Origin of the sequence: Bradyrhizobium sp. HKCCYLS20291 (assembly GCF_051167715.1) — a bacterium.
Classification (GTDB): Bacteria; Pseudomonadota; Alphaproteobacteria; order Rhizobiales; family Xanthobacteraceae; genus Bradyrhizobium.
In genome coordinates this window covers 514,684-536,926 of record NZ_JBNPTO010000002.1, presented here as the reverse complement: position 1 = coordinate 536,926, position 22,243 = coordinate 514,684, and the positions used below count along the sequence as shown (strand labels likewise).

At 63.8% G+C, this 22,243-nt stretch carries 22 protein-coding genes; 8 read left to right on the top strand and 14 right to left on the bottom strand.

From position 1 onward, the window contains the following. Positions 1 to 26: 26 nt before the first annotated feature. Entirely contained in the window at positions 27 to 731 is a 705-nt protein-coding gene (locus ACQR07_RS06615; protein ID WP_434901501.1) for a GntR family transcriptional regulator, read from the bottom strand. After that, the gene (locus ACQR07_RS06610; RefSeq protein WP_434901500.1) at positions 731 to 1,666 is read right to left on the bottom strand and encodes an ABC transporter substrate-binding protein; all 936 of its coding nucleotides are present in this window, start codon (positions 1,664 to 1,666) and stop codon (positions 731 to 733) included. Before ACQR07_RS06610 ends, ACQR07_RS06615 begins: the two co-directional genes overlap by 1 nt. A 99-nt stretch (positions 1,667 to 1,765) precedes the next feature. On the opposite strand from ACQR07_RS06610, the gene ACQR07_RS06605 reads away from it, so the two are divergent. Together ACQR07_RS06605 and ACQR07_RS06600 are read left to right on the top strand one after the other, a co-directional pair. After that, a complete protein-coding gene (locus tag ACQR07_RS06605; RefSeq protein ID WP_434901499.1) occupies positions 1,766 to 2,755 on the top strand; it encodes a fumarylacetoacetate hydrolase family protein in 990 nt (329 codons plus the stop codon). 70 nt (positions 2,756 to 2,825) lie between these two features. Continuing rightward, positions 2,826 to 3,602 carry a cyclase family protein gene (locus ACQR07_RS06600; protein ID WP_434901768.1) on the top strand — a complete coding sequence of 259 codons (777 nt, stop codon included), beginning with the start codon at positions 2,826 to 2,828 and terminating at the stop codon, positions 3,600 to 3,602. Between the two features lie 261 nt (positions 3,603 to 3,863). Here ACQR07_RS06600 and ACQR07_RS06595 read toward each other — a convergent pair whose 3' ends face one another. Further along, on the bottom strand, positions 3,864 to 4,478 hold the full coding sequence (locus ACQR07_RS06595; RefSeq protein ID WP_434901498.1) for an SOUL family heme-binding protein: 615 nt from the start codon (positions 4,476 to 4,478) through the stop codon (positions 3,864 to 3,866). Between the two features lie 821 nt (positions 4,479 to 5,299). Between ACQR07_RS06595 and ACQR07_RS06590 the strand changes: the two genes are divergently transcribed. Together ACQR07_RS06590 and ccoG are read left to right on the top strand one after the other, a co-directional pair. Then, positions 5,300 to 6,097: a fumarylacetoacetate hydrolase family protein gene (locus ACQR07_RS06590; protein WP_434901497.1), complete on the top strand. Its 798-nt coding sequence runs from the start codon at positions 5,300 to 5,302 to the stop codon at positions 6,095 to 6,097. Positions 6,098 to 6,745: 648 nt separating this feature from the next. Then, positions 6,746 to 8,245, top strand: coding sequence for a cytochrome c oxidase accessory protein CcoG (ccoG, locus tag ACQR07_RS06585; protein WP_434901496.1), 1,500 nt, complete (start codon positions 6,746 to 6,748; stop codon positions 8,243 to 8,245). Positions 8,246 to 8,349: 104 nt separating this feature from the next. Here the strand turns inward: ccoG and ACQR07_RS06580 are convergent, their stop codons facing one another. The 6 genes from ACQR07_RS06580 to xoxF5 form a co-directional block, all read right to left on the bottom strand. After that, positions 8,350 to 10,683 carry a molybdopterin cofactor-binding domain-containing protein gene (locus ACQR07_RS06580; protein ID WP_434901495.1) on the bottom strand — a complete coding sequence of 778 codons (2,334 nt, stop codon included), beginning with the start codon at positions 10,681 to 10,683 and terminating at the stop codon, positions 8,350 to 8,352. A gap of 2 nt (positions 10,684 to 10,685) precedes the next feature. Continuing rightward, complete coding sequence (locus ACQR07_RS06575; protein WP_434901494.1) at positions 10,686 to 11,138, bottom strand: (2Fe-2S)-binding protein; 453 nt, start codon at positions 11,136 to 11,138, stop codon at positions 10,686 to 10,688. A gap of 390 nt (positions 11,139 to 11,528) precedes the next feature. Continuing rightward, positions 11,529 to 12,092 (bottom strand): S-(hydroxymethyl)glutathione synthase, encoded by a 564-nt coding sequence (gene gfa, locus ACQR07_RS06570; protein WP_434901493.1) that lies wholly within the window; start codon positions 12,090 to 12,092, stop codon positions 11,529 to 11,531. A gap of 33 nt (positions 12,093 to 12,125) precedes the next feature. Further along, on the bottom strand, positions 12,126 to 13,235 hold the full coding sequence (locus ACQR07_RS06565) for an S-(hydroxymethyl)glutathione dehydrogenase/class III alcohol dehydrogenase (RefSeq protein WP_434868845.1): 1,110 nt from the start codon (positions 13,233 to 13,235) through the stop codon (positions 12,126 to 12,128). A gap of 78 nt (positions 13,236 to 13,313) precedes the next feature. Continuing rightward, positions 13,314 to 13,793 (bottom strand): c-type cytochrome, methanol metabolism-related, encoded by a 480-nt coding sequence (locus ACQR07_RS06560; RefSeq protein WP_434901767.1) that lies wholly within the window; start codon positions 13,791 to 13,793, stop codon positions 13,314 to 13,316. Positions 13,794 to 13,925: 132 nt separating this feature from the next. Further along, positions 13,926 to 15,731: a lanthanide-dependent methanol dehydrogenase XoxF5 gene (xoxF5, locus tag ACQR07_RS06555; RefSeq protein ID WP_434901492.1), complete on the bottom strand. Its 1,806-nt coding sequence runs from the start codon at positions 15,729 to 15,731 to the stop codon at positions 13,926 to 13,928. A 405-nt stretch (positions 15,732 to 16,136) separates the two neighbouring features. Here xoxF5 and ACQR07_RS06550 point away from each other — a divergent pair, with 405 nt between their 5' ends. Beyond that, positions 16,137 to 17,084 carry a helix-turn-helix domain-containing protein gene (locus tag ACQR07_RS06550; protein ID WP_434868843.1) on the top strand — a complete coding sequence of 316 codons (948 nt, stop codon included), beginning with the start codon at positions 16,137 to 16,139 and terminating at the stop codon, positions 17,082 to 17,084. Between the two features lie 21 nt (positions 17,085 to 17,105). On the opposite strand, the gene ACQR07_RS06545 is transcribed toward ACQR07_RS06550, so the two are convergent. Genes ACQR07_RS06545 through ACQR07_RS06535 form a run of 3 tightly spaced genes read right to left on the bottom strand, consistent with a single transcriptional unit; the run spans position 17,106 to position 20,084 of the window. Next, positions 17,106 to 18,041 (bottom strand): substrate-binding periplasmic protein, encoded by a 936-nt coding sequence (locus tag ACQR07_RS06545; protein WP_434901491.1) that lies wholly within the window; start codon positions 18,039 to 18,041, stop codon positions 17,106 to 17,108. Then, entirely contained in the window at positions 18,041 to 18,388 is a 348-nt protein-coding gene (locus ACQR07_RS06540; protein WP_434901490.1) for a c-type cytochrome, read from the bottom strand. Before ACQR07_RS06540 ends, ACQR07_RS06545 begins: the two co-directional genes overlap by 1 nt. A gap of 31 nt (positions 18,389 to 18,419) precedes the next feature. Next, positions 18,420 to 20,084, bottom strand: coding sequence for a methanol/ethanol family PQQ-dependent dehydrogenase (locus tag ACQR07_RS06535; protein WP_434901489.1), 1,665 nt, complete (start codon positions 20,082 to 20,084; stop codon positions 18,420 to 18,422). A 269-nt stretch (positions 20,085 to 20,353) separates the two neighbouring features. Here ACQR07_RS06535 and ACQR07_RS06530 point away from each other — a divergent pair, with 269 nt between their 5' ends. Then, entirely contained in the window at positions 20,354 to 20,746 is a 393-nt protein-coding gene (locus ACQR07_RS06530) for a hypothetical protein (protein ID WP_434901488.1), read from the top strand. 220 nt (positions 20,747 to 20,966) lie between these two features. Then, on the top strand, positions 20,967 to 21,047 hold the full coding sequence (pqqA, locus tag ACQR07_RS06525; protein ID WP_009031067.1) for a pyrroloquinoline quinone precursor peptide PqqA: 81 nt from the start codon (positions 20,967 to 20,969) through the stop codon (positions 21,045 to 21,047). Positions 21,048 to 21,125: 78 nt separating this feature from the next. Here the strand turns inward: pqqA and ACQR07_RS06520 are convergent, their stop codons facing one another. Beyond that, positions 21,126 to 21,434 carry an EthD family reductase gene (locus tag ACQR07_RS06520; RefSeq protein ID WP_434868838.1) on the bottom strand — a complete coding sequence of 103 codons (309 nt, stop codon included), beginning with the start codon at positions 21,432 to 21,434 and terminating at the stop codon, positions 21,126 to 21,128. A 213-nt stretch (positions 21,435 to 21,647) separates the two neighbouring features. On the opposite strand from ACQR07_RS06520, the gene ACQR07_RS06515 reads away from it, so the two are divergent. After that, entirely contained in the window at positions 21,648 to 21,860 is a 213-nt protein-coding gene (locus tag ACQR07_RS06515) for a hypothetical protein (protein WP_006609620.1), read from the top strand. A 30-nt stretch (positions 21,861 to 21,890) separates the two neighbouring features. On the opposite strand, the gene ACQR07_RS06510 is transcribed toward ACQR07_RS06515, so the two are convergent. After that, complete coding sequence (locus ACQR07_RS06510; protein ID WP_434901487.1) at positions 21,891 to 22,238, bottom strand: hypothetical protein; 348 nt, start codon at positions 22,236 to 22,238, stop codon at positions 21,891 to 21,893. Positions 22,239 to 22,243 lie beyond the last annotated feature (5 nt).

The window sequence follows — 22,243 nt, the reverse complement described above, 5'->3', positions numbered from 1 at the left end:
AACTTTGCCGCTCTGGCTTTTCACCATCATTTGCCACTTCCCCGCTTCGGCTCGGGATAGACAATGGCGATCGTCGAGCGCAGATGCGCCTCAAGCCGCGCCGCGGCCGCCGCGGCATCGCGGGCGAGCACGAGGTCGGCGAGGGCCTCGTGTTCCCGGATGAAGCCGTTGCCGTCGTCGAAGCTGCGCATCATGACGCGGCGATAGCGGTAGGCCTGGTCGTAGAGATCGGAATGCGCCGCGAGCAGGCGGCGCGATCCGCAGGCCGACAGCAGGGCGGTGTGAAATGCCTTGTGCAGCCGATCGAAGTCCGCCGCGCCTTCACGGAACTCGCTTTCCATGCGCTCGATGTAGCGGCGCATCTGATGCAGCGCCGCGATGATGCCGGCTTCCCATGTGTCGCCGCCGCTTTGCATCGCCAGCCGCAGCGCCTCCTTCTCGACGACGGTGCGCATCCGCGTGATGTCGACGAGGTCGTCGCGGCTGACCTCGGCGACGCGAAAGCCGCGCTGGCCGATGCCGACGATCAGCCCGCGCGAGACCAGGCGCGAGAGGCCCTCGCGTACCGGCGTCGGACCGATCTCGTAGCGCTGGGCGAGCTCGACGATGCCGAGCCGCGAGCCGGGGGCAAGAACGCCCGCGACGATGTCGCGTTCGATCAGCGCCGCGGCGCGCTCACTCAGCGTGTCGCTTGCCGGCTCAGCGGGCAGGATCGGAGTAGCCGCCGTCATCAGTTCAGGATCAGCTTCTTGAGGTCCAGCTTGCTTTGCAGCATCTTCTGCGCCGACATCACGTCGATCCACCAGGCGAGCTGCTCGGGCTTCAGCACCGGCTCGGAATGGTTCGGCGGCGTCAGCTTGACCAGCTCCAACGGCTGCTTGGTGAACTTCGCGATTGCGGCCGAGGCTTTCTCGCGATCATTGTTGACGATCGGAGCCGCCTCGGCGATGGCGGCGCGGAATTTCTTCACCGTCTCCTGGTTCTTCTCCGCCCAGTCGCGCGACGCCGCGTAGAAGATGATCGGCTCGGTGCGGGCGAGCTCCGCCGCGTAGCGCGCCCCGACCGTGCCGAGATTGGCATTGGTCATCCGCATCACGAACGGCTCGGCGGTCAGCACGGCGTCGACGCCGCCCGACTTGATGGTGTCGGCCATGGTCGGGAACGTCACTTCGACGAAGTTCACGCTCTTCGGATCGACGCCCTTCTCGACCAGCCATTTCACGAACAGCACGTGCAGGAAGGCGCCGATGCCGGGCGCGCCGACCTTCTTGCCCTTGAAATCCTGCGGGCCGTTGATGGTGATGCCGTTACGCACGAAGGCGGCGATGGCGTCGTTCGAGGTCTTGTTCATGATCGAGGCGCCGGAGACCGCGACGAGATCGAGCCCGCCATCGGCCGCCTGCAGGAACACCGTCGACGTCGGCCCGCCGATCTGGATCGAGTTGGAGAGGATGGCAGCGGGGATGTTCGAGTTGATCCCGATCAGCACCATCTCGGCGTCGAGGCCGTGCTTCTTGAAGAGGCCCTCGTCGACCGCGACCATCGCCGAGGCGCAGTCGGAGGTCGCGGTGCAGCCGATCTGGATCTTCTCGGCCTGTGCCGCAGTGGATGTCAGCGCGAACGTCAGCATGCAGCCGACAACAGCACCCATGAGCCGATGACGCATCGTTGAACCCCTCCCTGGGCGCCCCATCGCGGTCGCCTCTTGTTTATCGATATTTTGTATGTTTGTATATTTTCAGACAGAACACAAGGGGAGGACGGCGTGAAGCTTGCGACATTTCGGAGCGATGGCAGGGAGCGGATCGGCGTGGTCCATGGCGCCGACGCCAAGCTGTTCGATCTGGCGGCAGCCGCCGACCGTGCCGGCAGGAGGAATCCAGCCTTCGTCTCGATGCTGTCGCTGATCGATGCCGGCGACGCCGCCCTCGATGAGGCGCGTGGGCTGGTCGCCCGGTACGGTGATGACGAGAGCCTGTCGCGCGACGTCGCTGCGACCGAGCTGCTCGCTCCTGTCCCGGAGCCACGGCAGATGCGCGACGGCATGTCGTTTCCACTGCACATCCTGCAGGCGCCGCGCGGCCAGCGGAAGCTCGCGGCGCGCCAGCGCGGCGATATGGATGAGCTCGCGCGCATCGATGCCGAGCCGCTCGGCGAGCTGCCGGAGGTCTATCGCAAGGTGCCGATCTTCTACATCACCAACCGCTTCAGCGTGCGCGGTCCAAACACGACGGTGAAGTGGCCGCGCTACAGCAAGGTGATGGACTACGAGCTGGAGTTCGGCATCATCACCAAGGGCCGGGGCAAGGACATCTCTGCCGCGAAGGCGCGCGACCACATCTTCGGCTTCACCATCTTCAACGACTTCTCCGCGCGCGACACCCAGCGGATCGAGATGGACGGCCGGCTCGGTCCCTCCAAGGGCAAGAGCTTTGACGGCGGCAACGTCATGGGGCCGTGGATCGTCACCCCCGACGAGATCGGCGATCCCTATCGGCTCAAGATGGAGGCGCGCGTCAATGGCGAGGTGCGCTCGCGCGGCATCAGCGAGGGCATGCTGTTCTCGTTCGAGGAGCTGATCGCCTATGTCAGCAAGGACGAGACCTTGATGCCGGGCGAGTTCATCGGCTCGGGCACCGTCGGCAATGGCTGCGGTCTGGAGCTCGGCTGGTATCTCGAACATGGCGACGTGATCGAGCTCGAGGTCGAGAAGATCGGCATTCTCAAGAACAAGGTCGAGCGGCAGGACGTGTGATCCCGCGACCATCGACACTTGAAGCAGATAAATACAACAACAAACGAGAGGACCGCCCATGGCTCGTAACATGGCCCGCAAGCTGATCGACATCTCCGTGCCGCTGCAGAACGACGTTCCGGCCGATCCGCCCGGCGCGCATCCGACCATCACCTACATCGATCATCAGCAGGGCCTGCCGCGCATGCTGCAGTTCTTCGACGGGCTGAAGGCGGAGGATTTGCCGGACGGGCAGGGCTGGGCGGTCGAGCAGGTCAGCCTGTCGACGCATAACGGCACGCATCTCGATGCGCCCTGGCATTTCCATCCCACGATGAACCGCGGCGAGCGCGCCTGGACTATCGACGAGGTGCCGCTGGAATGGTGCCTGCAGCCCGGCGTGAAGCTCGACTTCCGGCATTTCCCCGACGGCTACGTGGTGACGGCCAAGGACGTCGAGGCGGAGCTGAAGCGCATCGGCCACACGCTGTCGCCGCTCGAGATCGTCGTCGTCAACACGTCAGCCGGTGCGCGCTACGGCCAGGCCAACTACGTCAACTCCGGCTGCGGCATGGGCTACGAGGCGACGATGTATCTGCTGGAGCGCGGCGTGCGCCTGACCGGTATCGACGGCTGGAGCTGGGACGCGCCGTTCGTGTTCACCGCGCAGAAATACGCCGAGACCCACGACGCATCGCTGATTTGGGAAGGCCACAAGGCCGGCCGCCACATCGGCTATTGCCACCTGGAGAAGCTGCACAATCTGGAGCAGCTGCCGTCGACGGGGTTCATGGTGTCGTGCTTCCCCGTGAAGATCGAGCGGGCGTCGGCCGGCTGGACGCGGGCGGTGGCGATCATCGAGGGGTGAGGCCCCCTCTCTCAGCACGGACGGTGCAACCTCTCCCCGCCCTTTGCGGGGAGAGGTCGGATTGCGCAGCAATCCGGGTGAGGGGCATGGCACATACGTAGCCGCATCCTAAGTCCGTCGGACGGGCGCGCTCGCTTCGAGGTGGATGCGAAAACATCTTTGCGAAAATGCAACACTTCCCGTGTGGCTGCCCCTCACCCCAACCCTCTCCCCGTAAGAACGGGGCGAGGGAGCGCACCGCCATCGGCGTGAAGAGATCGACTAGCAACTACACGCCAGCATCACTTCATTCCGCCGCAGCATCGGCAAGGTCCAGGGCGGGTTGTAGAACGCCAGCAGTGGTGCACCCGACACGGCCAGCCCGTTCCGCTGCGCGTAGTCGCGCAGCTCGCGGGTCTTCTCGGCCAGGATGCCGTCGGAATAGGCGCCCGAGAAGGTCAGCGCCAGCATGCGCTGGGCCGGCACTTGTGTCAGCTTGATCCTGCCGTCGGCCGGGGGCGGCAGCGTCTCGAGCGACCAGCTCGACGGCATCACGAAGCTGACGCTCCAGCGGTCGCTGCCGGTCTTGTCCTCCGCCGCTGGCAACGCGGCCGCCTGCTGCTGCACCGGCGCGGTCATCGCGATTTTCATCCTGCCCTGGTTGGCGCCGAAGATGTAGCCGGCAATGATGCGGAAGCCTTCCTCGATGGCCGGCCTGCGCGCACCCTGCACCTCGGCCTGCGCGATGATCATCGGCGCATAGGCGCGAATCTCGAAATCGCCGTCGCGCGAGACGATGTCGTATTTGGGTTGTTCGACCCGGCTCATGATCGGTCCTGCGGCAATGGCGGCACCGGCCACGACGAGCACGGCGGCGCCTGCGATCCAGATCAGCATGCGGCGTTTCCTCGGTGGTATCGGCTCGGTCATGGCGGCTGCGCCGTTGTTGGTATCAACGAGGGAACGAGGTGAGAGGTCCTGCGGATCAGATTTTCAGCGTCCCGTCGGGCAAATCAAGCAGCGACGATGATCAATTGAGATACGTTTTTGCATTTGCGCGGCTGCGGCAGGCGCAAGTTCATCCTGCGCGCGAAGCGAAATTACTGCAGCGTCCTCAACACGATCACCCCTGTCCAGATATCCGGCCAAAAATATTCTTGTTTCGCTTAAGCAGAAATCATGCTCTCCTCCCGGCATCCCGCCTCATGCAGAGGGACGTACGCGTCGTCACGATACGTTGGGGTGGGGAGCGGTGGCCGCGGGCCTGTCAGGTGCTGATGCGCCGGACGATTGGCAAGCCTGCGGACGTTCAAGCCGTGTGGTCCTGGCGCCCCGAAGCTGGCGCCAAGGTCGCGACGATGCCGGTGCATCGCGCGGGTGACGGGGGCAAACAAGCCGGTCCCCGGGGAGAGCACGGAGCAGACGTTAAGCCCATCGCGCAGGGAAGGCCGGGTCGTCCGGCTGACCTGTGGTTCTGCCGCCTGCATTTTTTTCCGCAGGCGGGCCACGGGCCTCAGTCGAGGTCCGGTCTTCCCTGCGCCCTCGCGTTTTCGGCGAGGGTCTCGATGACAGCTTCGGGCGCGTGTTGCGCCGCGAGAGCGACGGCGCGTGAGTGGATAGTGGCGCTGGCATACTGGATATGCTTAGCAGTCGAGGCGCCAAATGCTGCGCTCAACACAACAAGCCGCGACCCGAACGGCTGATCCCAGGAGGAACCAATGGCAGACACCTCACGACGCAATCTTCTTGTCGGCGCCGGCAGCCTTGCTGCAGCCGCCGCGATCGTGACCGAGACGAGCCCAACTGCAGCGCAGGCCGGACCCCAGCCGATCTTCGCGGTGCCGGCGATCACCATTCCCATCGCAGGCGAGCAGGGCGTCTTCCCGGTGCGCCGGATCTATTGCATCGGCCGCAACTACGCGGCGCATGCGATCGAGCGTGGTTCTGATCCGAACCGCGAGCCGCCGTTCTTCTTCCAGAAGCCGACCGACGCGATCCAGAACGTCGCCATCGGCGAGGTTGCCGAGCATTCTTATCCGTCGCTGACCAAGAACTATCACCACGAGGTCGAGCTGGTGGCGGCGCTCAAATCCGGCGGCACCAACATCCCGGTCGAATCCGCGCTCGACCACGTCTACGGCTACGCACTCGGCCTCGACATGACCCGGCGCGACCTGCAGAACGGCATGGCCGCCGAGAAGAAGCCGTGGGAGATCGGCAAGAGTTTTGATCATGCCGCGGTGCTTGGCCCGATCCATCCGGTGGCGAAGGTCGGTCACTTCACCAAGGGTGGCATCTCATTGGCCGTCAACGGCACGGTGCGGCAGAATTCCGATCTCACCAAGATGATCTGGAGCGTCGCCGAGCAGATCGCAAAACTCTCCGAGGCATTCGAACTCAAGGCCGGCGACATCATCTATTCCGGCACGCCGGAGAATGTCGGCCCGGTCGTCAAGGGCGACGTGCTGCTGTGCAAGCTGGAGGGCTTGCCGGACATGTCGATCAAGATCGTGTGAGGGCTGCGGCCAGATCGCACGTCTCGTGGAGCATGTTCCCGATCCGACGATCGAGACAAACGTCGTCATCAAGATGGCAGTGCGCTCCCTCTCCCCGTTCTTCACGGGGGCGCGACGAGCTTCGCTCGCGCTGAGAGGGTTGGGGTGAGGGGCAGCCACACGCACCAGCCTGGCGGAAAATCCTCCTTGCATGTTCGATGCAATCCGGCCTCTTCGCAGGCGGAGGATCCACCTATCGAGATTCGAGACTGTCGCGACGAACAATCCTCCCAGTTAGTTGCTCCGTCATGCCCGGGCTCGTCCCGGGCATCCACGTCGTTCACAGGATGCCGAACGACGTGGATGGCCGGGACAAGCCCGGCCATGACGACCTTGAGAGACCTGAGCGTAAAACTCCGGTCGTCAGTCGCAGACGCTCTCCCGCACGCGATCCCTACGAGGGCGGCAGCCACACCCATCCCCTCGGATGTTGCGCCTGCCGCCATGGCACTCGCGGTGCCGCGCCTCTCATCGCCTGCCGGCTATCCGCCATCGTTGTTCCCGCGCAAACACCCACTGCCAGCCGTTCGCAAGTTTGTCGGCCGACAAAGAGCCGCCCGGCCGAGCCCCGTACCGTCGTCTGCAAGACGCAAGCGAACGAGGGCAGACGTGGCCATCACCATCGAGATCGATCACGCCAGGACGCGCCGGATGGCGCAGGGCGAAGGCCAAAGCCAAGGTAAGACGCAGGTCCGCAGCCCGGTGCGATCATCGGGCAGTTCGCGATCACCGCGCCAGGCCGGCGGTCCCGTGGTCCCTCAGGGTGTCAAGGGGCCGATCCGTCGCCTCAAATGGCTGATCCTCGTCCTCACGCTCGGCGTCTACTACGTGACGCCGTTCATCCGTTGGAACCGCGGCCCCAACGCGCCGGATCAGGCGGTGCTGCTCGATTTCGCGCATGGAAAACTCTATCTCGGCCCAGCCGAGATCTGGCCGCAGGACCTCTATCTGATCACCGCGGCGATGCTGCTGGCGACGTTCATCCTCGTTCTCGTGAACGCGCTGGCCGGCCGCCTGTGGTGCGGCTTCGCCTGTCCGCAGACGGTGTGGACCGACCTGTTCCTGCTGGTCGAGCGCCTCGTCGAGGGCGACCGCCGGCAGCGGTTGAAGAACATCGGCGCGCCGCTGACCACGAAGCGCGTCGCACAGATCGCGACCAAGCATGCGCTGTGGATGCTCATCGCGCTCGGCACCGGCGGAACCTTGATCTTCTACTTCACGGATGCGCCCGACCTGGTGCGCGATGTCGTCCATGGCGAGATGTCCGCGACGGCGCTGACCTGGATGCTCGTCTTCGCCGGCACGACCTATGGCCTCGCCGGCTTCGCGCGCGAGCAGGTCTGCACCTTCATGTGCCCGTGGCCGCGTCTTCAAGGCGCGATCTGGGATCCCGAGGCCTTTACCGTGAACTATCGCGACTACCGGGGCGAGAGAAGGATGTCGGCGAAGAAGGCGGCCGAGGCGCGGGCGCAAGGCGAGCCGGCCGGCGACTGCGTCGATTGCGGCGCCTGTGTCGCGGTCTGCCCGATCGGCATCGACATCCGCCAGGGGCCGAATTTCGCCTGCATCAATTGCGGCCTCTGCGTCGATGCCTGCGACGGCGTGATGGCCAAGCTCGACCGTCCGCGCGGGCTGATCGACTACGAGAGCTGGCGCAACATCGAGCGAGGTCGCGTCGGCGAGCCGCGTGTCTCGCGGCTGGTGCGACCGAAGACGATCGGGCTGGCGCTCGCCTGTCTTGCGCTCGCCGGCATCATTGCTGTGTCGTTCGTCACAACGACCACCGCCGTGCTGTCGGTGCAGCACGATCGCGATCCGATGGCGGTGCGGCTGTCGGATGGCTCGGTCCGCAACGCCTACACGGTGAAGCTGCTCAACAAGTCGTCCGCCGTGCAGAGCTTCAGGCTCGCCATCGGCGGCGTCGACGCGGCGCTCGCGATCGTCGGCCATGCGCAGGCCTCAGTGATCGAGGTCGAGCCGGACGGCTCGGAGACGCTGCGCGTGACCTTGACGATGCAGGAGCCTGCGGACGCCGACGTCACCTTCGAGGCGCTCGATGCGAGCGGGCACGTCGTGCTGTCCGCGCGCGACCGGTTCGTGAATCGCTAGAGGAGGGGTTGCGGATACGAAAATGGCTGAACGAGCCGCGCTGGCTTCCTCCTGGGATCATCGGCCGGATCGCTCCGGCCGATGCTGTCGTCATCGCCGCTCGCTCAGATCGCGAGCTGTTTGCCGATCGGCAGCGCCCGCAGGCGCTTTCCGGTGGCGGCGAAGATCGCATTGGCGAGCGCCGGCGCAAACGGCGGCACGCCCGGCTCGCCGGCGCCGCTCGGCGGCGTGTCGGCATCGACAGGCACGATGTGCACGTTGGTGACCAGCGGCGCTTCGTCGATCCGGACCACCTGGAAGTCGTCGAAGTTGCGCTGCTGCACCCGGCCGTTCTTGAAGCTGATCTCGCCATATTTGGCGAGGCTCAGCCCCATGATCGCCGCTCCCTCGAGCTGCGACTGGATGCGCTCGGGGTTGACGAAGACACCGCAATCGATCGCGCTGTCGACCTGGTGCACGGTCAGCTTGCCCTTGTCGTCGACCGACACCTCCACGATGGTGGCGATGTAGCTGACGAAGCTGCGATGCGCGGCGATGCCGAGCCCATGGCCCTTGGGCACCGACCGGCCCCAATTGCCCTTCTCGGCGACGAACTCGACGACGCGACGCAGCCGCCCGGTATCGATCGGGTAGCTCTCATAGGGCTCGCCGTAGTTCCAGAGGTCCTTCACCGAGGCGAGCTTGACGATACGCGGACTGCCGATCAGCTCGAGCAGCATGTCCTTTTGATCGCGGCCGGTGGCGGCGGCGATCTCGCCGACCATCGACTGCACGGCGAAGGCGCGCGGGATGTTCGAGACCGAGCGGAACCAGCCGATGCGGGTCATCGCCTTGGCGGCCGGGTTCTCGCATTGGATGTTAGCGATCTCGAACGGCATGTCGACGAGGCCCATGCCGAGCTCGAACGGCGCCGCATGATCGGCACCGGCCGCGAAAGTCGACAGGATGGTCGGCGCGACGCTGCGGTGACGCCAGGCCACCACCTTGCCGCTCTTGTCGAGTCCGGCCTCGATGCGCTCGACCGAGACCGTGTGCAGGAAGTCGTGATGGATGTCGTCGTCACGCGTCCACTGCACCTTCACCGGCGCGCCCAGGGTCTTGGAGAGCAGGGCGGCTTCGAGGGCGAAGTCGCACTTCGACTTGCGGCCGAAGCCGCCGCCGAGCAGGGTGACGTTGACGGTCACGTTCTCGATTGGAATCTGCAGCGTCTTGGCGACGTCCTCGCGGGTGCCGCCGGGGCTCTGCACCGGCGCCCAGATCTCCGCCTTGTCGCCCTTGACGTCGGCCACGGCGACCGGCGGCTCCATGCTGGCATGGGCGAAATGCGGCAGATAGTACTCGCCGGTGATGACCTTGTCGGCCGACTTCAGCGCGGCGTCCGCGTCGCCTTCCTGGCGGACGACGAGGCCCGGCTGGCGTGCGGCGGCTTCGAGCTCGGCGCGGTAGGCGACCGAGTCATAGGCCGCGTTCGGTCCATCCTCCCACTCGATCTTCAGCGCGTCGCGGCCCTTGATCGCCGCACCAGTGTTGCGTGCGATCACCGCGACGCCGCCGAGCGGCTGGAATTTCGACGGCCACGGCCAGCCCTTGACCTCGAGCACCTTCTCGACGCCGGAGACCTTGAGCGCGTCAGCTGGATCGAACGACTTCATCTTGCCGCCGGTGACCGGCGGCCGGGCGATGACCGCGTACTTCATGCCGGGCAATCGCACATCGGCACCGTAGTGCGCCTTGCCGACGGTGATGTCGCGCAGGTCGACGATGCTGACCTGACCCTTGCCGAGATAGCGGAAGTCCTTCGGCGACTTCAGCTTGATGGTGTCGACTGCCGGCACTGGCTGGCTGGCGGCATCGGCGGCGAGCTCGCCGAAGCCGAGGCGCCGGCCGCTGGCGCTGTGCACGACCTCATGATTGACCGCCTTCACCTCGCTTGCCGGGACGCCAAGCTTCTTCGCGGCAGCCGCCTCGAGCATCGCGCGCGCCATGGCGCCGATCTGGCGCATCGGCAGCAGATAATGCCGGGTGCTGCGCGAGCCGTCGGTGTCCTGGTTGCCGAACTTCACCTCGTCGCCGGGGGCCTGGACCACCCGCACGCGCGTCCAGTCGGCCTCCATTTCCTCCGCCACGACCAGCGGCAGGCTGGTGCGTATCCCAGTGCCCATCTCGGAGCGATGCGCGAGAATGGAGACGATGCCGTCGGGCGCGATCGACACGAAGACCTTGGGATCGACGACCGTGCCGTGGGGCATCTTGCCGGCGCCGGTCTCGTAGGCGGCGAAGGCCGGGCGCGACAGCAAGGGTGCTGCGAGCACGAAGCCGCCGGCGATGCCCAGCGTCTGCAGGATGGCGCGGCGCGAGACGTTCTCGACCTTGAGATGCCTTTCGAAGCCGCGGCGCGAAGTGGCGTTCGCCTTGTCGGGGTTTGCGATGATGTTCATGATCACACTCCCGTCGAGGCCAGATGAACCGCGTTCTCGATGCGCTGATAGCAGCCGCAGCGGCAGATGTTGCCGGACATCGCATCCCTGATCTGGTCATGCGACGGCTTCGGGTTCTCGTTCAACAGCGCTGCGGCCTGCATGATCTGCCCGGCCTGGCAGAACCCGCATTGCGGCACGTTGACCTGCCGCCAGGCCTTCTGGACGGGATGATCGCCGGTCGGGTGCAGGCCCTCGATGGTGGTGACCTCGCGTCCCGCGACATCGGACAATGCGGTGATGCAGGCGCGGGCGGCCTGCTTGTCGACCATCACGGTGCAGGAGCCGCACAGCGCCTGGCCGCAGCCATATTTCGAGCCGGTGAGGCCGAGTTCATCGCGCAGATACCACAGCAGCGGCAGACTCGGATCGCCATCCCAGTTCTGCTCCTGTCCATTGACTTTCACCTTGATCATGTTCGCCCTCGCTCTGTCGGACCCTTGGTCGTCAGTTCTGATCGTTGGTGGACGCGCGCGGGACCACATGTCCAAGATGCACGCGCCGGCTCAATTGAGAGTTGTCGGAAAGCTGCTCATGATAGCAGACCGCGACTGCCATCTGTCTACACACGCTCGTGTGTTGTCAGGCCCGTCATCAGCAGCGCGTGTACCTGCGCTGCGACGCAAACGGTGCGGCTCGGCGACTTGCGCCGCAACATCTCGAATGCGGGGCGATGGCATTGCAGACAATGGCATCGCACGAGATGGCATCGCACAAAAAGAATGCCTCGCCAGCGTGGGGCAGGCGAGGCACCAAGTCTTCAGGAAGGAACGCTTCAGTTTGGTACGCTTGGTACGTTACGGCCCTCAGGCCGCCTTTGCTTTCGCCACGTGCGTGGCAATCGCATCCATCAGGGCCGGCGACAGGCAGTCATAGGGCTCCAGCCCAAGCTCCTTCAGCCGCGCCCGAATCTCTCCCATCTGTTCCGGCTTCACGCCCGACTCGATCACCGAGGAGACGAACGCCGCAAAGCCCGGCGCCGCCGAACCCTGCTCCTGGAACAGCTCGGGATGGATGAAGTCCAGGCCGTAGAACGGATGGCCGGTGTTCTCGATGCGGCCATACATGTGAGTGCCGCAGCCAGTGCAGGCGTAGCGCTGAATGACCGCGGAGGCATCGACGATCTTCAGCTTGTCGCCGTTCTCCAGCACCGTGACATTCTGCCGCGGTACCACCGCAACGACCGAGAAGGTCGCGCCCGACGGCTTCCAGCACTTGGTGCAGCCGCAGGCATGGTTGTGCGCCACGTCGCCCTTGATGCCGACCTTCACAGGACGGTCGTGGCACTTGCAGACCAGGGTGCCGCCTCCGAAATGGCCGCTCCCTTGTTTCACTCCATGGTCGACGGACGGGTGGATGTGGACAGTCATGGCGCAATCCTCCTCAGTTTTGCGTGCTTGGGGTCAGAACACGACGACGGAACGGATCGATTTGCCCTCATGCATAAGGTCGAAGCCCTTGTTGATGTCTTCGAGCGAGAGCGTGTGGGTGATCATCGGGTCGATTTCGATCTTTCCGTTCATGTACCAGTCGACGATCTTGGGGACGTCGGTGCGCCCGCGCGCGCCGCCGAACGCAGTGCCCTTCCAGACACGGCCGGTGACGAGCTGGAACGGACGGGTTGCGATCTCCTTGCCGGCCTCGGCGACACCGATGATGATCGATTCGCCCCAGCCGCGATGACAGGCCTCCAGCGCCTGACGCATGACGGTGGTGTTGCCGGTGCAGTCGAAGGTGTAGTCGGCGCCGCCATCCGTGAGCGCGACGAGGTGCTGGACGATGTCGCCGGTCACCTTCTTGGGATTGACGAAATGGGTCATGCCGAAGCGGCGGCCCCATTCCTCCTTGCTGTCGTTGATGTCGACGCCGATGATCTTGTCGGCGCCGGCCATGCGGGCGCCTTGGATGACGTTGAGGCCGATACCGCCGAGGCCGAAGATGACGACGTTCGAGCCGGGCGTGACCTTGGCGGTGTTCACGACGGCGCCGACGCCGGTGGTGACGCCGCAGCCGATGTAACAGCTCTTGTCGAACGGGGCGTCATCGCGGATCTTCGCCACCGCAATCTCGGGCAGAACCGTGTGGTTGGCGAAGGTCGAGCAGCCCATGTAGTGATAGATGGTCTGGCCCTTGTAGCTGAAGCGCGAGGTGCCGTCCGGCATCAAGCCCTTGCCCTGGGTGGCCCTGATCGCGGTGCAGAGATTGGTCTTGCGGCTGAGGCAGCTCTTGCACTGGCGGCATTCCGGTGTGTACAGCGGGATGACGTGGTCGCCCGGCTTGACCGAGGTCACGCCAGGGCCGACCTCGCGCACGATGCCGGCGCCTTCATGGCCGAGGATCGAGGGGAAGATGCCTTCGCTGTCGAATCCGTCGAGGGTGTAGGCATCGGTGTGGCAGATGCCGGTCGCCTTGATCTCGACCAGCACTTCGCCGGCCTTCGGTCCTTCGAGGTCGACCTCGACGATCTCCAGCGGTTTCTTGGCTTCGAAAGCGACCGCGGCGCGCGTCTTCATGTCTTCAACTCCTGTTTTAGTCTCTCAAGGTCCGCGGCTCTGCGCAGGGCAACTGTTCAGGCGCGGTCCAGTCGTCGGCTATTTCTTGCCCATGCAGGAGTTCTCCGCTTCTGTGTAGGCTGGCGGCTTGTCCTCGTGCTTGCCCGGGCGGACGCGTCCCACCGCATCATTGCCGCGGGCGCGCAGATAGATGTAGAGGTCGTCCATGTAGCAGGCCACGTTCGGGTTGTCGCCGAAGGCCGGCATGACGTTCTCCTGGGCCGTGCTGACATTCTTGCGGCCGCTGGCGATGACGCCGATGAAATCGCCATAGCTCAGGTTCTTGACAGAGTCCTTGAGCGCGGGGGCATAGGTCGATCCCATGCCGTCGGGGCCGTGGCAGACATGGCATTCGGAGTGATAGCGGCGGTATCCGGAGTACGTGTACCAGTCGACCGTTCCGTCGGCAGCCACCTTGTAGGTCGGATTACCGTCCTTATCGAAATACTTGCCGTCTTCGGATTTGACGGCCGTTGGATCTCCCGGGCCTTCAGCCCAGGCATTTCCGGCGACAGTCATCCCGCCGGTTGCCGCGCACAGGGCCGCAGCGACCGCAATCAAAATCTTACGCAAGGGCGTCATCCCCAGGTTTTCGAGGCAGGCGAACCGGCGCATGGACGAGATCCATGCGCCGGAAGCAGACCGTTCAGCTCACTGTTGCGGGAGCGAGAACACGGTGAGCGTGCCGCCGAGCGCGGTGTAGTTGCTCAGCGCTGCATAGCCACCGACCGCACCGAGACCAGCGGTCGGATCCGTCAGGCCCGCCGCAAGACCGATGCCGGCCCAGCCGCCGACGCCCGAGAGCACGGCCACGTACTGCTTGCCGCCGTTCTCATAGGTCGAGACGTTGCCGATGATGCCGGACGGAGTCTTGAACTTGTAGAGCTCCTTACCCGTCTTGGCGTCGACTGCCTTGAGGTAGCCTTCCAGCGTGCCGTAGAACACCACGCCGCCAGCCGTTGCAAGGGCACCCGACCACACCGAGAACGGCTCCTTGTTCGACCAGGCGATCTTGCCGGTCTTGCCGTCCCAGGCGATGAAGTTGCCCATGTGGGTCTCACCCGCCGGCGGATACATCGACAGCGTCGCGCCGACATAGGGCTGACCTGCGGTGTAGCTCACCTTGAAGGGCTCGTAGTCCATGCAGACGTGGTTGGTCGGCACGTAGAACAGCTGGGTGTCCGGCGAGTAGGCCGCCGGCTGTTCGTCCTTGGTGCCGAGCGCGGCCGGGCAGATGCCCTTGGTGTTGACGTCCTCGCCCTGCTTGTCGGTCGAGTACTGATCGACAACCTTCGGACGGCCATAGGTCGCCGAGTTCTTGTCCATGTCGACGCCGGTCGTCCAGTTCACCTTCGGGTCGAACTTTTCTGCGACGAGCAGTTCGCCGCTGGCGCGGTCGAGCGTGTAGCCGAGGCCGTTACGATCGAAGTGCGTGAGCAGCTTGCGCGGCTGGCCGTTGATCGCCTGGTCCGACAGGATCATCTCGTTGACGCCGTCATAGTCCCACTCGTCGTGGGGCGTCATCTGATAGACCCACTTCGCCACGCCGGTGTCGGCCGCGCGCGCGAAGATCGTCATCGACCATTTGTTGTCACCCGGACGCTGCTTCGGATTCCAGGTCGAGGGGTTGCCCGATCCGTAGTAGACCATGTCGAGCTGCGGGTCATAGGAGATCCAGCCCCAGGTGCAGCCGCCGCCGGTCTTCCACTGGTCGCCCTGCCAGGTCTTCAAGCTCGAGTCCTTGCCGACCGGCTTGCCGAGCGACGTTGTATTGGCGTCGAACAGGATCTGGTCATCCGGACCTTCAGAATAGGCCTTCCAGGCCTGCTTGCCGGTCTTGATGTCGTAGGCCGTCATGCTGCACTGGACGCCGAATTCACCGCCGGACGTGCCGACCAGGACCTTGTCCTTGACCACCAGCGGGGCCGACGTGCCGGTCTGTCCCTTGCTCGGATCGCCGTTGACGGCGGTCCACACCTGCTGGCCGCTCTTGGCATCGATCGCCACCAGCTTGTCGTCGGCCTGGTGCAGGAAGATCTTGCCGTCACCGTAGGCGACGCCACGGTTCACCGTGTCGCAGCACATCACCGGAATGACGTTCGGATCCTGCTTGGGCTCGTACTTCCAGACGATCTTGTTGTCGTTGGCCAGATCGATCGCATACACCTTATTGGGGAAGGGCGTATGCACATACATCATGTTGCCGACGATGAGCGGTCCGCCTTCATGGCCGCGCAGCACGCCGGTGGAGAAGGTCCACGCGACCTGCAGCTTGCCGACGTTCTGTGCGTTGATCTGGTTGAGCTTGGAGTAACGCGTGTTGGCGTAATCTCCCGCCGGCATCACCCAGTCCTTCGGGTTGGCCGACATCTTGACCAGCTCTTCGCTGGCCCACGCGCCACCCGCGGCAAGCGCCGCGACTGACGTCAGACATGTTGCGAGTAGCACTCTTCGCATCGTCTTTCCTCCCGGGTTCAACTGAGGTTCCGCAGCACGCGGCCCAGTATTCGTTTTCGGCATCATTGATTATCCACTTCCCAACCGGGAAACTTGCCCAAAAGAGAAACGAGCTTGCTCAAGAGTGAAGCGGAGAGAAGTTTTTGAAGAAGATTTGCTTTGCTGGTCCGCAACATGAGGGGCATTCTTGCTGCGCAGCATCAATTCGCAGCATGCTGGTTCCACCGAAGGTTGATGTTTTTCTTGACCTTACAGAGATGAAGGCGGAGGATCATTTGGGGCGCTTTATGGAACTAATGCGCCGCGAAAGTCCCGCGGCCTTAAATTAGGAGTAATCTGGCTGCAGTCTCGTTCGTCGTCCTGCGGCGGACACGTTGCGTTTCGATCCTGAATCGGTGGATGAATATGTCCGATACGATCCGCTCGCTTAGCACCATGGGCTTCTCGCCCAAGAGCCAGATTCAACGTTGGTCAGATGCACTGACCGATCTCTGCGGAAGGTTCGACGTCGACCCGCTGGAGGGGGCGTCGTTCGAGGGGCATATCAATTTCACGACGGTCTCCCGCCTGAAGCTGTGCCAGATCGAGGCAAGCCAGCATCGGATCGCACATACCTACGCGCGCGCTCGTGAGACGGCGCATCCTTACATCAAGATTCTCTTCCAGACCTATGGAACGTCGTATTTTGAGCAGGATGGGCGCCAGATCGAGATCGGCCCCGGCGATTGTCTCGCTTACGACGTGTCCTCGCCGCACACCATCGTCAGCCCCGCGTTGACGCGTCATGACGTGGTGATCGTGCCCAAGGAGCTGTTGCGGGAGCGCGGCTTCCGGTCCGAGAAGATGCCGGCCTACAAGCTGTCGGCGCGGAGCGGGACCGGCCGTATCGCGCACGATGTGACCCATGCGGCGTTCGACGAGGCGACACGGCTGTCGCCCAACTCGGCGCTCAGTGTCGCCGAATCGCTGATCGATTTGCTGCTGCTGCCGCTGCGTGAAGCCGACCGGATGCTCGATCGCGCCGGCCCCGAAGCCGTCTACATCCGGGCGCAGGCGTTCATTCGCGAGCATTTGCGCGATCCCGACCTGAGCATCGATCAGATCTCGGCAGCCTTGGGTTGTACCAAGCGCTACCTTCACATGGTGTTCAGTGACCGCGGGATGACGGTCAGCGATTACATCTGGCGTGCAAGGTTGCAGCACTGCCGGCAGGAGCTCGAGGCGCAGACCGGCAAGACCATCACCGACGTCGCCTTCTCATGGGGCTTCTCGAGCTCGTCGCATTTCAGCCGCGTGTTCCGGAAGTATTTCGGCGTCGTGCCGTCGTCCGTTCACAAGACGGCGGCGCGCTGAGCGATCCCCGGTGGTGCGCGCCTAGCGCGCACCACTCCTGATGATCTTCTGGAACGCATCGCCCAGGATGAGCGGCTCGCGCGGTGGCACATAGGTCAGGCCTGCATCGGCTCCCAGCTTCGCCAGGGTACCGGACCCATCGAGCTCCGACAGCACCTTGTCGACCGACTTCAGCAAATCGGCCGAGCTCGAGAGGCCGACATAGCCGCGGTTGACACCAATCGGATAGTTATAGCCTGACCGCGTCAAACTGGTATCAGGATGAGCAGCCCGATAGGCATCGAAGCGCCTGTTGTCGAGAAGGGTGGCGTCGAATTCGCCCTGTTCGAGAGCGCCGAGCAGATCATCGCGTGTCGGAATCAAATGCGTGATGTCGTCGATCAGGCGACCCTTGTCGAAGGTCATCAGGATCGCATCGGCCAGCGTGCCGCTCTCGATGGCAAGGCGCAGTCCGGCCAGGTCGCCGATGTCGGTGATCTGGCGCTGTTTGGCGCCGGGTCCGAGAACGACGGTCAAGGTCGAGAACATGTACGGCTTGCTCGGCGCCAGTGCGCCGAGCGCAATGCGCCGACGCCGATCGTCGCGGGTCGCGCCATCGAAATCGGGCAGTTTGGCGGTCTTCACACCGGGCGCAACCAGTCCGTCCTGGGTGAAGGCGTAGCTGCCGATCAGGGCGCACCGTCCATCCGACAGCAGCGCGTTGGCTTCCAGTGCAGGACTCGAATCTTCGTCCAACTTGCTTTCGTACCACTGGATCTCGAGCGTCTTGCCAAGCCGTTCCGCGATGGCCTGACCGAGCAGGACGTCGAAACCGCTGCCCGGCTTGCCGCGATGATGCACGGAGAGCGGCGGAAGATTTTCGTCCAGGCAGATGCGCAGCACGTCGTCGGCAGCCGAGGCTGCTGTCGACACGGTAGAAATCATGAGAGCGGCCACTAGCCAAAAGAGGCGGCGCATCACTGCGTTCTCCGGCTCGATACGTAGGCCCAAAGCGCGGTGATCTCGTCGTCGCTGAGAATGTCGCCCCAGGGCGGCATCCGGCCGTTCTTGCCCTGCTTCACCGTGGTGACGAAGCGCGGCTGATCGTCCGGAAATCGGCGTAGATCAGGGGTGATCGTGCCGGAGTTCACCATGTTCGGGCCGTGGCAATGCGAGCACTTCTGAGCGAAGGTCGTCTTGCCCAGGTCCACCTGAGGGGCCACTTGGCTGTGCGCAGCGCTGTCGTCTTGTTGTTGGGCGAGAGCGACCGGCAATATGACGGCCGAACCTGCCACCACGGCGGCGAAAATCGCCGCCGTTTTCATGAACCTGTTCTGTCTCACGGGCAATCCGCGCTCAGTTCTTGACCGCGAAAACCCAGAGCGAGCCGCCCGCCGGCACGTTGGCCAGACGCTCGTCGCCGGAGAACAGCGAGTACACGCCGCCGTAGCCCGAGGTGACGGCGACATACTGCACGCCGTCCTGCTGCCAGGTCACAGGCTGTCCCTCGATGCCGGAGCCGGTCTGGAACTGCCACAGCTTCTTGCCGCTGTCGGCGTCGAAGGCCTCGAACTCGCCGGTGAGCTTGCCCGAGAACACCACGCCGCCGCCGGTCGACAGCACGCCGGAGAAGCGCGGAATGTCACTCGGCTGCTCCCACTTGGTCTTGCCGGTCATCGGATCGATGGCCTTCAACTGACCGCGCGGACCCTCCGGCCAATCCCACAGGTCGGTCAGGTCCATGCCGAGGTACCACTCGCCGGCCTTGTAGGTCGCGGGCTCCGTCTTGTAGTGACCGCCGAACACCAGCGTGTTGGCGTAGGCCAATCCCGTCTGCGGATTGAACGACATCGGCTCCCAGTTCTTGCCGCCGAGAATCGACGGATACACCGTGACCTTCTTGCCCTCGCGTGCGTCACGCGTGACGTCGGTCTCGACCGGCTTGCCGGTCTTCAGGTCGATGCTGGACGCCCAGTTCACCTTCACATAGGGGTTGGCCGCCAGCAGCTTGCCGTTGGTGCGGTCGAGCACGTAGAAGAAGCCGTTGCGATTGGCGTTCATCAACACCTTGGTCGGCTTGCCTTCGACGTTCATGTCGGCCAGCACCATCTCGGCGACCGCGTCGTAGTCGAACGGATTGTTCGGCGAGAACTGGAAGTGCCACTTCATCTTGCCGGTCTTCGGATCGAGCGCCAGCACCGAGCAGGTGTAGAGATTGTCACCGGGGCGCACAGCGGCATTGAACGGACCGGGATTGCCGACGCCCCAGAACACGGTGTTCTGCTCGGGATCGTATGATCCGGTGATCCAGGTCGAGCCGCCGCCAAGCTTCCAGGTGTCGCCCTTCCAGGTGTCGCCGCCGGGCTCGTCCGGCGTAGGCACCGTGTGCGTGCGCCACAGATGCTTGCCGGTGGCCGGATCCCAGCCGTCGATGAAGCCGCGGGTGCCGAACTCAGCACCGGAGATGCCGGTCAGCACGACGCCGTCGGCGACCAGCGGTGCCACCGTCATCGAGTAGCCTTCCTTGATGTCCGCGGCCTTCTGGCGCCATAGCTCCTTGCCGGTCTTGGCATCGAGCGCGATCACGTTGGCATCGAGCGTCGTCCGGAAGATCTTGCCGTCATAGATCGCGGCGCCACGATTGATGATGCCGCAGCAGACGACACGCGGCGTCTCGGCGGGATAGTCGACCTTGCTCTTCCAGATCTGCTTGCCGGTCTTGGCATCGACGGCCATCGTCGCGTTGTGGGACGTGACATAGAGCACGCCCTGGTACACGAGCGGCTGCGATTCCTCGCTGCGATCATCGGCGAAACTGTAGTTCCAGACCGGGACCAGATTCTTGGCATTGTCCTTGTTGATCTGCGTGAGCGGACTGAACCGCTGCAGGTTGTAGCCCATCCCGTAGTTGAGGACGTTCGCCGTATCAGTGGCACCCTTGACCAACTGATCAGCGCTCTGCGCGATTGCACCATGTGATGCAAACATAGCGAGGCCTGCGGCCAGCGCGATCCGCTTCATTCATTTCCTCCAAAGACTTTTTCATGCGCGCCTATCCTGACGCTGCGGCAACAACACTCCGCTCGAATCCAGGAACCGTCAATACGAAATGGTGGGCAGTCGCCTGCCGCAGGCCGGAATGCAAGCCACGGTCAGTGTGCGTCGGCGTCTGCATAAGTATCTGGAAAATGGATAGTTTTTCTATCGCCAAGATGGTCGCCGGTCTCTGCTGCGTTGCGGCATGAACATTGCTTCATTCCATCATGCCGGGACAACAGAGGAGTAGGCGGATGAGACGATCCATCCTTTGGCTTGGGATGCTTTGTTGCCTTTGGGTGAGTGCGAGTGCGCGTGATCTCGGTCAATGGGGATCGGCTGATTCTTCCCTGCGCCAATGGTACGAAGCCTTGATGCAGCCCGACGTGCCGACCGCTTCGTGCTGTGGCGAGGCTGATGCCTACTTCGCCGACGAAATCCATGTGCGTGACGGCAAGACCTATGTGACCATCACCGACGACCGTCCTGATGAGCCACGCGGGCGTCCGCATGTCGATGTCGGAACGGAGATCGAGGTCCCCGATAACAAGCTGAAATGGGACAAGGGAAATCCCACCGGTCATGGCATTATCTTCCTGAGCCGCAATCGATATGTGTTCTGCTATGTGCAACCGGGCGGCGCATGAGCGGTTGCTGGCGGACGCCGTGTCGCGACTGCGTCACATGTTGGGCGGGAAGAGGCGCGCAGGGGCTGGCGGTCTGATGCAAGCGGCCGATGGTCGTTGTTGGCCAAACTGCGCAGCCGTCAGCTGCCGGCGAGCCTTGCGTTCATGCAACCGCGGCCCTAGCTTTGACCTCGGCGCGAGCAGCGCGCCTGTCAACGATAGCTGAACCTGGGAGTTGGAAATGGCCTGGAAGACACCGAAGATCGTCGAAGTGCCGGTCGGCATGGAAATCAACATGTACGCTTGCGCGGCGCGCAAGTAAGCCTTAGCGATCCGCCAAGCCGCAAGCGATGCTTGATCGTTTCGGCTTGGCGGGTCCGTTGTCGGAATCGTTGCTCGATCAGGCGTCTTGCGTATCGAAAATATACAGGTCGACGCCGCCATCGGCGAAGTTCGGCAGATCTCCCGCCGCCGCCTTGCCTTCCGCCGACCCCATGCCGGCCTGTAGCGCCTGCATCGAATCGAATGCCAGCGTGGCGACCAGGTGGATATTGGTCGGGCCCGCCGGTCCGTTCACCGGGCCACGGCTGATGTCGTAGCTCTTGAGGCCGGGGATCTTCTTCGCCAGCGGCACGTGAATGTTCGCATAGTGCTTGTCGAACGCCTCGGCGCTCTTGGGGGTCTTGTAGAGTACGAGAACCTTGGGCATCTGCTTCCTCCGCATTCGCTTTTTTGAGGTCGATCGACCGCCGCCATTGCAGCCGATCTGCCGGTCGGGATCAAGCGGCAGCACCAGATTGGCCGACTGATGGTCGTGGCTTGCATGGTTCCGAACAGAAAGTGGCGCGCAAAGAGAAACCGATGCGGCCGAAGGTCGTAATTTCAGGTACTCTGCTTCCGGCTTATCGAAGGACATCGAGCCATGAGCCCCATCGATCTCGTCATCACCGTCTGCGCGGTGCTGTCGCCGACCACCTGCGAGGAGCAGCATCTCGTTTTCGCCGACGGCGGAGCGTCGCTGCAGCAATGCGCGATGAAGGCGCCGCCCTACATCGCCCAATGGATCGGCGAGCATCCGAAATGGACCGCGGTGCGCTGGCGCTGCGAATATCCGCACAGCAACGACAAGGCCTGAGAGCAGGGTCGCGACGACGTTCCGTGTTGCCTACTTCGTGCACTCCTTGAGGTCCTTGTCGGCGATCGAGACGACGGCGTCGGCCTTGATGTCGAGGCCGCGAACGATGCACTGCCGATCGCCCGCATAGCTCACCTTGGCGTCGTAGCGGCCTGGCTCCACTCCGCTGAGCTTCAGTCGCTCGTCGTGATCGAGTTCCTTGTCCTTGTCGTTCAACGTCTGATTCGGACCCCAGTTGTTCTGGCCGGCCGGCGAGAGCTGAAAGCCGGTCATCGTCGCGGTCGTGAGATTCCACAGCCTGATGCCCTTGCTCTGCGCGGAACTTGGACCTGGCAGGCTGGCTAGGATCATTGCCGTCACGGCAAATGCGCGTCTCATGGTGT